This window comes from Neobacillus sp. NPDC093127 (assembly GCF_044754175.1).
GTDB lineage: Bacteria > Bacillota > Bacilli > Bacillales > Cytobacillaceae > Neobacillus.
This window is the reverse complement of the sequence record NZ_JBIVOP010000015.1, coordinates 19,627-31,605: the sequence shown is the minus strand read 5'-3', so window position 1 is coordinate 31,605 and position 11,979 is coordinate 19,627. Positions and strand designations below refer to the sequence as shown.

10 protein-coding genes and 1 riboswitch are annotated in these 11,979 nt (G+C 39.4%); of the genes, 9 read left to right on the top strand and 1 reads right to left on the bottom strand.

The genetic code is table 11. The annotated features are described in order from the left end of the window. Positions 1 to 84: 84 nt before the first annotated feature. Positions 85 to 228: riboswitch (cyclic di-AMP (ydaO/yuaA leader) on the bottom strand. 133 nt (positions 229 to 361) lie between these two features. From ACIQCO_RS19370 to ACIQCO_RS19350, 5 genes are all read left to right on the top strand, one after another. Next, positions 362 to 535, top strand: a complete 174-nt coding sequence (locus ACIQCO_RS19370; protein WP_400431267.1) for a hypothetical protein — start codon at positions 362 to 364, stop codon at positions 533 to 535. A 111-nt stretch (positions 536 to 646) separates the two neighbouring features. Then, positions 647 to 1,624: an ABC transporter ATP-binding protein gene (locus ACIQCO_RS19365; RefSeq protein ID WP_400431264.1), complete on the top strand. Its 978-nt coding sequence runs from the start codon at positions 647 to 649 to the stop codon at positions 1,622 to 1,624. Continuing rightward, positions 1,621 to 2,424 (top strand): ABC transporter permease, encoded by an 804-nt coding sequence (locus ACIQCO_RS19360; RefSeq protein WP_400431261.1) that lies wholly within the window; start codon positions 1,621 to 1,623, stop codon positions 2,422 to 2,424. The genes ACIQCO_RS19365 and ACIQCO_RS19360 overlap by 4 nt, the downstream gene beginning before the upstream one ends. 6 nt (positions 2,425 to 2,430) lie before the next feature. Beyond that, positions 2,431 to 3,213, top strand: coding sequence for an ABC transporter permease (locus ACIQCO_RS19355; protein ID WP_400431258.1), 783 nt, complete (start codon positions 2,431 to 2,433; stop codon positions 3,211 to 3,213). A 166-nt stretch (positions 3,214 to 3,379) separates the two neighbouring features. Further along, positions 3,380 to 5,467 (top strand): sigma-54 interaction domain-containing protein, encoded by a 2,088-nt coding sequence (locus ACIQCO_RS19350; protein WP_400431255.1) that lies wholly within the window; start codon positions 3,380 to 3,382, stop codon positions 5,465 to 5,467. 92 nt (positions 5,468 to 5,559) lie between these two features. On the opposite strand, the gene pepV is transcribed toward ACIQCO_RS19350, so the two are convergent. After that, the gene (gene pepV / locus ACIQCO_RS19345) at positions 5,560 to 6,969 is read right to left on the bottom strand and encodes a dipeptidase PepV (RefSeq protein WP_400431253.1); all 1,410 of its coding nucleotides are present in this window, start codon (positions 6,967 to 6,969) and stop codon (positions 5,560 to 5,562) included. A gap of 257 nt (positions 6,970 to 7,226) precedes the next feature. Between pepV and ACIQCO_RS19340 the strand changes: the two genes are divergently transcribed. The 4 genes from ACIQCO_RS19340 (at position 7,227) to ACIQCO_RS19325 (ending at position 11,951) form a co-directional block, all read left to right on the top strand. Then, positions 7,227 to 8,873, top strand: coding sequence for a peptide ABC transporter substrate-binding protein (locus ACIQCO_RS19340; RefSeq protein WP_400431250.1), 1,647 nt, complete (start codon positions 7,227 to 7,229; stop codon positions 8,871 to 8,873). 85 nt (positions 8,874 to 8,958) lie between these two features. Beyond that, a complete protein-coding gene (locus ACIQCO_RS19335) occupies positions 8,959 to 9,894 on the top strand; it encodes an ABC transporter permease (protein WP_400431247.1) in 936 nt (311 codons plus the stop codon). Between the two features lie 5 nt (positions 9,895 to 9,899). Then, positions 9,900 to 10,841 carry an ABC transporter permease gene (locus tag ACIQCO_RS19330; protein WP_400431244.1) on the top strand — a complete coding sequence of 314 codons (942 nt, stop codon included), beginning with the start codon at positions 9,900 to 9,902 and terminating at the stop codon, positions 10,839 to 10,841. A gap of 63 nt (positions 10,842 to 10,904) precedes the next feature. Continuing rightward, complete coding sequence (locus tag ACIQCO_RS19325; protein WP_400431241.1) at positions 10,905 to 11,951, top strand: asparaginase; 1,047 nt, start codon at positions 10,905 to 10,907, stop codon at positions 11,949 to 11,951. The last annotated feature ends 28 nt before the right edge of the window (positions 11,952 to 11,979 follow it).

Here is an 11,979-nt window from a genome sequence, read left to right as displayed (position 1 = left end):
AGCTGATTTTAAAACAAAAAAAGCCTACAAGTCATAAATGAATAAGACCTGTAGACATTAGATTCCATGTCCCACAAGCTCCACCTTCCTTCTCATATAACGCTTACGAGGTTAGCTGTCGGATTCGGACCATTGAGTAGCCCTACCTAATTAGGATTCACCCCTTGGGTTATAAATAACCCGAAAAAATGGTTCCCCCGTACCAAAAGGTTTCAGCGATTTAGAAATTTGAAACTGTTGATTATCATACTCCCGTGCTTAGAAAAAGTAAATAAAAAATTTTTATTATTAGGACTGGTGAATCCTTTAACCATGATAGGTAAATAATAATGATATTTCCGACCAGAAAAGGATGGATAACGTGTCTACACAAAAGAAACCGATATTAACAGATGAGTTTTTAGACGAATTGGCAAAAGAAATTTCTCAACTATATGGCGGTCCCGAATATGAAAACAGTAAAGCAGGACAAAAAACCTATGAAAAAAGAGAAAGTGAATCCAATAAGGGGTATTGGATGCAAAAGACGAAGTAAACATGTTGCAAACACTTTTGAAAAACAATATTTAGAAAATTCTTGACACTTCACCGCCCTAAATGCTATTATTTTCCTCTGTGACTCAAAAAAACAGGGGAGGGGATCACGTTGATACATTTAGAGGGGATAAGCAAATCCTATAAGATTGCCAAGCGTCAAACGGGACTGCGGCAAGCAGCAAAAGCACTTTTCTACCGAGAACATACTATTATTAACGCGCTGGAGGATATCTCTTTTTCTATTAATCAAGGAGAAATCGTCGGCTATATCGGTCCGAACGGGGCGGGCAAATCGACAACCATCAAAATCATGAGCGGCATCTTGGTGCCTGACACCGGGAAATGCACAATTATGGGTTATACACCTTGGAAGGACCGGACCCAATATGTGAAAAATATCGGTGTGGTCTTTGGTCAGCGCTCCCAGCTCTGGTGGGATGTGCCGGTGATGGATTCGTTTGAACTACTAAAAGATATTTACAAAGTGCCACAACAAAAATATAAACCTACGATTGAATTACTCATCGAAACTCTGGACCTGCAAACGATTGTCAATTCACCTGTCCGTCAACTAAGCTTAGGGCAGCGGATGCGCTGCGAGATTGCTGCTTCCCTGATTCATAATCCGAAAATATTATTTTTAGATGAACCAACCATCGGACTTGATGCTGTATCAAAGATTGCTGTCCGCCAATTTATCAAAACAATTAATAAGGAAAAAGGAGTCACAGTCATTCTGACAACGCATGATATGAATGATATTGAGGCATTAGCCGACAGGGTCATTTTAATCGGCAAAGGCAGCCTATTATATGATGGACACCTAGAGGAATTAAGGAAACACTTCGGCACCACTAAAATAATCACGGCTGATTATGCAAAAAATACGGTTCCCTTCCAAATCCCCGGGACTGCCACACTTTCATGGACGCCGGAACGAGTAGTGCTGAGCATCGATACGGAAAAGGTAAAAACCTCAGAGGTCATTACCCAATTGTCCAGCAAGGTTGAACTCCTCGATGTCACAATCGAAACCCAGCCAATCGAAGACATTATCGTCCAGCTCTACAAGGAGTATCAAATATGAAGATGTATATAGCGGTTTTGAGGCTGCGGCTTAACATGGGGTTACAATATCGGGCGGCGGCACTCGCCGGGGTGGCGACGCAATTTTTCTGGGGATTTATTATTATTATGGTATTTGAAGCATTCTACGAACACGCTGCCATGACTCAGCCCATTTCCATTAAAGAATTGATTCAATACATATGGCTACAGCAGGCGTTTCTTGTTTTCGTCATGATGTGGTTTCGCGATAATGAACTGTTCGATCTAATTACAAGCGGGAATATCGCTTATGAACTTTGCCGGCCAAGCGGACTTTACGGATTTTGGTATGCCAAGCTCCTCGCACAACGTTTGTCGAGTGCTTTGTTGCGCTGTTTCCCAATTCTACTCGTTGCTTTTCTTTTGCCTAAACCGTACAAGTTAGAACCCCCGCCTAGCATATGGGCATTTTTATTGTTTTTAAGCGCCTTATTATTGGGCTTACTGCTGTTAGTTGCTATCTCGATGTTCTTATATATATCTGTCTTTATCACATTGTCGCCGATGGGATCGCTCTTAGTATTTGGCGTTCTTAGTGAATTTTTTGCCGGATTAGTTATTCCTGTGCCATTGATGCCGGTTTGGCTGCAAAAAATTGCCTATGTGCTTCCATTTCGCTGGACAGCCGATTTCCCATTCCGCGTTTATTCAGGGCATATTCCAGAGTCTGAAGCTGTCGTTGGCATTTTTATTCAACTGGCTTTTCTAACTGTCCTTGTTTTGCTAGGAAGAGCGGCCCTTAACGGTGTATTAAAAAAGGTAGTTGTCCAAGGAGGTTAGTCTGCAATGAGCCTATATTTTAAATATCTGCTAATCCATTTCAAATCGCAAATGCAATACCGTACTTCATTTTGGCTGCTATCGATTGGTCAGTTTTTTATTCCATTTTCCATTTTTGCCGGACTGTACTTTTTGTTTGAACGGTTTGGGCAAATAAAGGGCTGGCAATTTTTCGAGGTGGCCCTTTGTTTCGCCATTATCCACATGTCCTTCAGTTTGAGCGAATGTTTTGCCCGCGGCTTTGATATGTTTTCCGGCCTTGTTGTCAAAGGGGAGTTTGATCGCTTGCTTGTGCGTCCGCGGAGTACATTTGTTCAAGTCCTCGGCTCAAAATTTGAGTTTACAAGAGTTGGCCGACTGCTTCAGAGTTTGCTTGTTTTAGTCTGGGCTTTAAGCAATCTTCCCATCGAGTGGAGCGCAATCAAAGCCATTACCCTTATGCTGATGATTGTGAGTGGTGTGTTTATTTTTACTGGCATTTATATGCTTGCCGCTGCGATGTGCTTTTGGACAGTCCAAGGTCTCGAGGTAGCAAGTATTTTTACCGATGGCGGCAGAGAGATGGCGCAATACCCATTAAATATTTATCAAAAATGGGTTGCCCGTTTCTTTACCTATGTCATTCCTTTTGGAACCGTAAATTATCTGCCGTTACAATCTATTCTCGGAAAAGCTGACGGACACGAGCTGATCCATATGCTGACACCCGTTCTGGGGAGCTTGTTTATCCTTCCTTGCTTTCTCGTCTGGCAATTTGGTGTCAGGCACTATCGGTCAACGGGTTCATAATTAATGAAAGATGAAGGTTAATTTTAGACTAAAAAATATTTACCTCTAGAGGGCAAGTGGATAGGTATTGGTAGAGAATGTTAATGTGTATGTAACGAAGAGTAAATATCGAAATATGATAAAATATTCTTTAGAGGTTCTACTATGGAGGGGTGGGGAAGTATGCTTGGAAAAAAACAGTATTCTTGTTGTAGCATATATGAAGAACACTTTACAGTCGCTTGTATCCCAATTAACTGAAATTGGCCTACAAGATTATTTTCACATTGATGCTAGAAAAGTAGATGAGTTGGATCATCTTTCAATAAGAAAGTATTCCCTCGTGCTTATTTCAAGCGCGATTGTTTATAAAATGGTAAAACCCTATTTGCCTGAAGATATGCAGTATATCATTACGAAAAGAACAATCAATTATGCAAACATAAGGGGATTGTTGGAAATTCCGAAAGGTACAATGGTTTATTTAGTAAGTGATTTAAAGCAGTCAACAGAGGAAACAATCCGGATTCTTAAAGAAACGGGAATTGATCTAGAGTTTCGTCCGTTTTATTCACAAGAAGAACCAAACAAAGATATTACGATAGCTGTGACGGCCGGGGAGCCGCAGTTAGTGCCAGCGCATATTAAAAAAGTGATTAATATTGGAAGTCGATTAATAGATATCTCAACATTAGTAGAATTATTTAATCACTTTCAAATTTCACCATTTTCTTCAACTACTCATTTATCTGCAAGATTTATGCAATCGTTGGTTGATATTACAAAAGAACTTAGTGACGAAATGTTTCGCTCGAAACTATTGCAAAAGAGTTTGGAAAATATCATCAAAAATATGGATGACGCGGTTTTAGTTTATAATAATAGTTCACAAATAGAAGTATTCAATCAACATGCGGGAGAAATTCTGGAACTCAACTCGATAAAGTCGACCAAACCTTATTTGAATGATTTAAGTGACTCCTATCGTGACGCGATTAAGAATATGGCAGTCGGTCAAGAAAGCTTTGTCGAAATTGATGAAACAACCTTTTATATGAGGAAAAAGAGAATTATTATCGATGCACAGGTGTACTCAACGCTTATCATTTTTCGGAAAGCGGAGGATTATCGAAAAATCGAGCATGACTACCGTTTTAAAGCAAAGCAAAAAAACTTAGTAGCAAGGTATTACTTCGATGACGTCAAAACAGTCAATGAATCTGTTATAAATATGATCAAAATAGCCCAAAGGCTGGCCAGAAGCAATTCAACCATCCTAATCTTAGGTGAAACTGGTACAGGCAAAGAAGTGCTGGCACAAGCCATCCATAATCATTCGCCTAGAAAATCCCAACCCTTTATTGGGGTAAACTTTGCGGCTATTTCTGAGAGTTTAATGGAAAGTGAGCTTTTTGGTTATGAGCCAGGTGCGTTTACTGGTGCAAATAAAAGTGGTCGTATTGGGATGTTTGAACAAGCCCATATGGGGAGTATTTTTCTCGACGAGATTGGCGATGCATCAGCCGTTATTCAAAATCGCTTGTTAAGAGTTCTTCAGGAAAGGCAGATCATGCGGGTAGGCGGGGACAGAGTCATTCCCTTAGATGTTAGAGTGATCGCGGCAACCAATAAAGACCTGCATCAACTGATTGCTGAAGGGACATTCCGTGAAGATTTATTTTATCGACTAAATGTTTTACCTTTGAGGCTACTGCCATTAAGGGAAAGAAAAGAAGACATACCACTGTTGATCAATATTTTTATTAAAGAATTTCAAGAAATGCTTGGTAGACCCTCATTTTCTTTTTCAAAAGCAGCCTTAGAGCTTTGTCGGGAATACCATTGGCCAGGGAATATAAGAGAGCTCCGCAATGTTGTAGAATATGCTGCTCATATTTCTGGTGATATTGTCTTTAAAGAAGACCTTCCGATGGGGAGTAGCGCATTTACATACCAGTCAGACCTTCCTATGAATGAAGGGTTAAAAGTGATTGGGGAAGAATTTAAAAGAAAAGGGTTCCTTTCTGAGATATTGGTTATGTTAGAGTTTTTAAATTCTGAGCATGTTTCATCTGCTGGCAGGTCGGCGATAGTAGACTATTTGAATAAGCGGGAATTCACTCTGACAGACCAGCAGCTAAGGTACCGACAGGGGTTACTCAATCATCATGAATTAATCATCATAGAAAAAGGAAGAAAAGGAAGCAGGATTGCCGAAAAGGGAAAGAAATTCCTTGAGTATTATAAAGAAAATCCGCTGGCTGGAGAACTTTGAAGGGCGAAGACAGAGATGTAGTTGAACAGATACGTTCCTGATAGTCGAAAAAAGCAAGTGAACACACTTGCTTTTTTTCTATAAAGAAGCTATTAATAATCAAGGTTTGCTAGATGGAAAATAGCGTTAGCATAAATGGCTGTGGCTTTTTTAAGATCTTCTATTTCAACATATTCATTTTTTTGGTGGGCAGTATTTTCTTTACCAGGGAAAACCGCCCCAAAGGCTACTCCGTTTTCAATAAATCGAGCATAGGTGGCTCCACCAGTGGTTAACAAAGTCGCCTGAGTATTTGTTTCTTCTTCATATGCTTGTTGAAGGACCTTGATTACTGGGTGATTCTGGTCAACGTGATGCGGTTTCTTTTCTCTTATCTCTTCCACATCGAATCCATATTTTTGAGCGGTTTCGTTTAACTTTTCTATTGTCCTTAAATAAGGAGTTTCAACAGGACATCGTATATTTAATGAGATATAGGCATCCTCTTGGTCAGCAAAGCGGAAAATTCCTGCATTTACCGTGAGTGGTCCTGTTATTTCATCAGAAAACGAGATATTTAGCTTTTCTCCCCAAAAATCCTCCGCTAAACAATCTGAAATAAATGTAAAGTATGATCCATTGTCAATTGAATTTTTAACGAGAAACTGAGCTAATGTAATCCCCGCATTAATCCCTTTGTCCGGTTCCATTCCGTGAGCAGATGTTCCCTTTAGTGTTAGTACGATTGTATTTCCATCATTTTCATAGGAGAACTCAAGCCTCTGACTAGTTGCAAATCTAATAAACTCTCTTTCTACAAATTCAAGGTTATCGCCAAGAAGTGTAGCCTGTGCTTGATCCGGTACCATATTTCCTTTTTCTCCCGAGGAAAAAGAAACGACCTTGTATGGTTTGTCATTTTGGATATCCTGCGCTCTCCATTTTAATACAGCATTAATTTGGCCTTTTTCAGCATGAATAATCGGGAATTCTGCATCTGGGGCAAAGCCTGTTAAAGGTGCAGGCTCCACTTGGACATATTTTTTCATGCACGTCATTCCACTTTCTTCATCTGTTCCAAAAATTATCCTTACTCTATGCTTTAAAGATAATTCATTCTCTTTTATTATCTTTAGTGCATAATAAGCAGCCATTGTGGGCCCTTTATCGTCAATTGCTCCTCTGGCGTATAACTTGCCGTTTCTTATATCAGGGGAGAAAGGATCGGTTTCCCATTCACCGGTGGCAGGAACTACATCCAAATGGCATAAGAGAGCAATATAGTGTGGTGCATCTTCAGGCCCTAGTTCAGCGAATCCAACATAATTATCGATATTTTTTGTCCTAAATCCATCCTGTTTAGCTTTTTCCAGCATAAAATCAAGCGCTTCTTTAATTGTTGCTCCCATCGGTGCTTGTTTAGATGAGGTTGATAAATCTTTCACGCTCGGAATTTTTAATAAAGAAGTTAAATCATCTACTAATAATTCCTTCCTTTTATTTACTTCGTCCTTCCAATTCAATGGTAAGCCCCTCCTTTTCAGTTCAATTACCATAGATGCAAGTTTTGTACCAAGTTTCCTTTCTCATGGGAATAGTGTTCAGAGGAAAATTGGCTAACCAATTATCTAAATAGCACTTAAATTATGCAAAAGTGGTTAACCTATTTATTTTTAGAAAAGGTTGATTATTCAAATTTTGGTGTAAAATAACGAGTTTCTATTGTTGGCATGGAAATTGCATTGATAATAAATGAAAAAACTTTTAGGGGGAAACTAATGTGAGAAAAAAATGGCCGAAAATGTTGTATTTGCTATTACTCAGTTTGATGGTTGTACTAGGGGGCTGTAATTTCAAGGAAAGCTCAACTGAATCAAAGAATGGAAAAGACGTAAAGAGTTCTAATGGAAAGCCCGAAAATGTACTCAATCTAAGCCTTGACAATGATATTCCTGATTTAAATCAAGTTAAAACGACAGATGCGATTTCTTTTTCTGTCTTAAATAATGTCATGGAAGGTTTATACCGATTAAATAAGGATAATGAGCCGGAACCAGCAATGGCGAAAAGCGTCGATGTAACTGATGATGGGCTAACATATACCTTCCATCTTCGTGACAATGTTAAATGGAGCAATGGGGACCGGGTAACCGCAAATGACTTTCAATACTCTTGGTTACGAGCGATGAATCCGGATACGGCTGGGTCGTATTCTTTTATTCTTGCGGACTATATTAAAGGCGGAGCAGCATTTACGGCTGGAGAAGCTAAGGCCGATACGGTCGGAATCGAAGTAAAAGATGATCAAACACTTGTTGTTCATCTAGAAAAACCAACACCATTCTTTGTAGGTTTGACTGCATTTGTTACTTATTTTCCGTTAAATGAAAAATTTGTTACTGAAAAGGGCGACCAATTCGCTCTAAAGTATGACAATATTCTTTATAACGGTCCATATGTGCTAACTGATTACGATCAGGCAAAAGGAGTAGTTTTAGAGAAAAATCCTGAATATTGGGATAAGAAAAATGTGGCTGTTGAAAAAATCAACCTAAAAGTCATTAAAGAACAAAGTACAGCTTTAAATTTATATGAAGCTGGAGATCTTGATCGGGTAGTCCTGTCATCCGCAGATGTTAATTCATTTAAAGATAGTAAAGAGTTTGGAACTGAAACAGAATTTACCTCTTACTATATTCAGTTCAACCTTGGAAAAGAGCCGATTTCTAACCCAAATATCCGAAAAGCACTTCAATTAGGATATGATCCCAAAGTATTGACCGATGTTGTTTTAAATAATGGTTCAGAGCCTGCTTATGGATTGATTGCTCCTAAAATGGCAGGAGTCGACGGAAAGACCTTCCGCGAGATTAAGGGTGATGTGATTAAACCAGATTTTAAAAAGGCGAAGGAACTATGGGAACAGGGAGTAAAGGAACTGGGTAAAACTCCTGAAATTACCCTATTAACCGCCGATGATACGATATCTAAGGATACTGGCACATTCATTCAAAGTGAATACAAGAAGAACTTAGGTATTGATATTTCACTTGTAACAAAGCCATATAGTGGACGACTTCAAACGATGAGAGATAATGATTACCAAATGGCCGTTTCGAAGTGGGGCGCGGACTATAACGACCCAATGACATATTTGGATTTATGGATGTCACCTTCAAAACCATTTCGCGGCAGTTATGCAAATGCGAAATATGATGAACTGGTTGATTCAGCTAAGAATGAGTCTGATGATAAAGTGCGGATGAATAAGCTTCTTGAAGCTGAGAAAATCATGCTTACTGATGATTCTGTTTTAGGTCCGCTTTACTACCAAGGGTCAGCATTTTTACAAAAGCCTTACGTAAAGGGATTTGTAACCCATCCTTACGGGGCACCTTTAGAGTTGAAATATACCAAAGTCAAATAACTAGTTTTGATGGGGAAGAGGTCTACCTCTTCTCCTTAAATCATATTAAATGGTGCTAACCCCGCAAAAGTGGAGGTGTGAGAGGTTGAAAAAGTATTTTTTTGTCAGAGTATTGAATATCATCATTACACTGTTTGTCATTGCTACAGTAACCTTTTTTTTAATGAAGCAGCTTCCAGGTTCTCCATTTGATGAAGAGAAGCTTGCTGATTTATCAGAGGATCAAAGAGCAGAGTTTTTTGCAAGGTATGGATTAGATAAGCCGCTGACAACCCAATACGTCATATACCTTGGGAATTTAGTTCAAGGAGACTTGGGAACTTCCTTTTATTTTAAAGGCCAGGATGTGAAAGAGATCATAGCTGACCGAATTGGTCCATCCGCTCTTCTCGGAACACAAGCAGTCATTTTAGGTTTAACTATTGGACTCATTTTAGGGATTATCGCAGCCTTTAAACACAATTCAATATGGGATTTTACGACGATGTTTATTGCTGTTTTGGGGATATCGGTGCCTAACTTCGTCTTTGCCGCACTTTTGCAATATTATGTAGGATTAAAGCTTGGGCTATTGCCTGTAGCATTTTGGGAATCCTATTCGAGTTCAATTATGCCAAGTATTGCTTTATCATTAATTGTTATTGCATTGATTGCACGTTATACCAGAAATGAAATGCTTGAGGTACTTGGGCAGGACTATATGCTGACTGCAAAAGCCAAGGGTGTAAAACAGTTGAAAATTATTTACAAGCATGCAATCCGCAATGCTTTAATACCGGTCATTACCGTCTTAGGTCCAATTAGTGTAAGTCTTTTAACAGGATCGCTTGTTATTGAGAATATCTTTGGGGTTCCGGGAATTGGAAGTTTATTCGTGGATTCTATTAAAGTGAATGATTATACGACAATAATGGGTCTTACCCTCTTCTATAGTGCCTTTTTTGTTCTTACAATGCTGATCATTGACCTTCTTTATGGCCTTATTGATCCAAGAATTCGCATTAGCGGTGCAAAGGAGTGAGTAGGATGAAAAACACAGAAGCACTTACGACAGATGAATTTTCCGATGATTTGTTTGAAGTGGTTGGAAGAAAGGTAGAAGATAGTGAAAAAAATGAGCGGCCGACATTATCCGCTTACAAAGATAGCTGGCTAAGGCTTAAGAGGAATAAGGGTGCGGTTATAAGTTTAATTACGTTACTAATTATTATCTTGCTAGCCATATTTGGTCCCTATATGAATGAGTTTAAATACTATCAGACAGATTATGGTGCATCCTATCAAGCGCCAAGCCAAACGCATTGGTTAGGGACGGATAAGTTTGGAAGAGACCAATGGACTAGAATTTGGCAGGGAACAAGAATTTCTCTTTATATTGCCATCCTTGCAGCCTTGCTTGACTTAATCATCGGGGTAACCATTGGCGCAATTTCCGCTCTTTTAGGAGGTAAGGTCGATAATGCCTTGCAACGATTAATTGAAGTTTTAGTAGGTATTCCTCATCTAATCGTTGTTATTTTATTAATTATGTTAATGAAACCAGGTATTATCACCATTACAGTCGCTATGGTTATTACCGGTTGGGTGAATATGGCGAGATTGGTCCGGGCCCAAATCTTTAAATTGAAGGAACAGGAATATATCTTGGCTGCCAAATCGCTTGGGTCATCCAATACACGATTAATCTTACACCACTTAATCCCTAATACGATTGGGTTAATTGTTATTAATATGATGTTCACCATTCCCTCTGCTATTTTCACAGAAGCTTTCCTTAGCTTTATTGGCCTGGGGCTGCAAGAGCCGCTTGCGTCCTTAGGGGTATTAATTAATGATGGTTTTCATGGGATGAGAAACCATTTTTATCTTCTTCTTTATCCGGCACTAGTCATTATTGGAATTATGGTTAGTTTTAATATTTTAGCGGATGGACTTAGAGATGCCTTAGATCCGAAAATGAGAAAATAATGATCATCATCGTAAGTAAAAAACGTGAAAACTAAATATCAATTTTATGGAGTGGAATATGTTATGGAAAAACCAGTAAAAGTTTACCGTGGAACGTATCTTGAAAGTACACACGATATCCATGTCGCCGTAGTTAACACACGAGGGGATCTGCTTTATTCATATGGGGATCCAGAACGGCTAACCTTCCCAAGGTCATCCATGAAGCCATTTCAAGCAATCGCAGTTTTAGAAACAGGAGCGGCAGATGCCTATGATTTTGAGGAAGCGGATATTTCACTCATTTGTGCTTCACATAGTGGAGAACAAAGGCATCGGGACCGTGTAATGAACATAATCAACCATATTCATTTAGAAGAAAACAGTCTCCAATGTGGAACCCATATTCCAAGGGATATTGAAAGCTATAATGCATTAATGAAAGCGGGCGGCGAGCTTACACCTGTTTATAGTAACTGCTCAGGGAAACATTCGGGAATGTTAACGGCAGTGGTCCACATGAATGAGGACGTAAGTAGTTATCGAGAGTTGACGCACCCTCATCAACAGCGGATATTACATGCCATTGAGGATGTATGTCAATATTCGAAGGAGAAAATTGACATCAGCGTTGATGGTTGCGGTGTTCCTGTCCATCGACTTCCATTAAGGAATACTGCCTTAGGGTTTGCCCGCTTAGCAAATCCAAATGCTTGGGAGCAAAGCGAACGAGCACAGGCACTCGAAAGAATTCGCAATGCGATGATGAAGCATCCAGAAATGGTAGGCGGAACGGACCGATTTGATACTGATTTAATGGCTGCTTTCAATGGGAAAATTGTCGCAAAAGGCGGAGCAGAGGGTGTTCAATGTATTGGGGTAGTGGATTTAGGCCTCGGTATTATCATTAAGGCAGAGGATGGAAATGCGCGAGCAGTAAGCGTCGTTGCAATGGAAGTATTAAAGAAACTAAAAATTGGTGACGAATCCATTTATCAAATACTAGATCAATATGTAAATGCACCGGTACTAAACGCGAGAAAGGACCGGATCGGACGGATTGAGGCCAATTTTGAGCTAGTTAAGCATCATAATGAAAAAATTGACGGTGAAACGGTTACCAATTTATAAGTGGATAAAAACCGGCTTATTTCTGGAG

Coding starts and splice junctions, on each gene's coding strand:
- ACIQCO_RS19360 (WP_400431261.1), top strand. CDS start 1,621: ATGAAGATGTATATAGCGGTTTTGAGGCTGCGGCTTAACATGGGGTTA.
- ACIQCO_RS19355 (WP_400431258.1), top strand. CDS start 2,431: ATGAGCCTATATTTTAAATATCTGCTAATCCATTTCAAATCGCAAATG.
- ACIQCO_RS19330 (WP_400431244.1), top strand. CDS start 9,900: ATGAAAAACACAGAAGCACTTACGACAGATGAATTTTCCGATGATTTG.
- ACIQCO_RS19325 (WP_400431241.1), top strand. CDS start 10,905: ATGGAAAAACCAGTAAAAGTTTACCGTGGAACGTATCTTGAAAGTACA.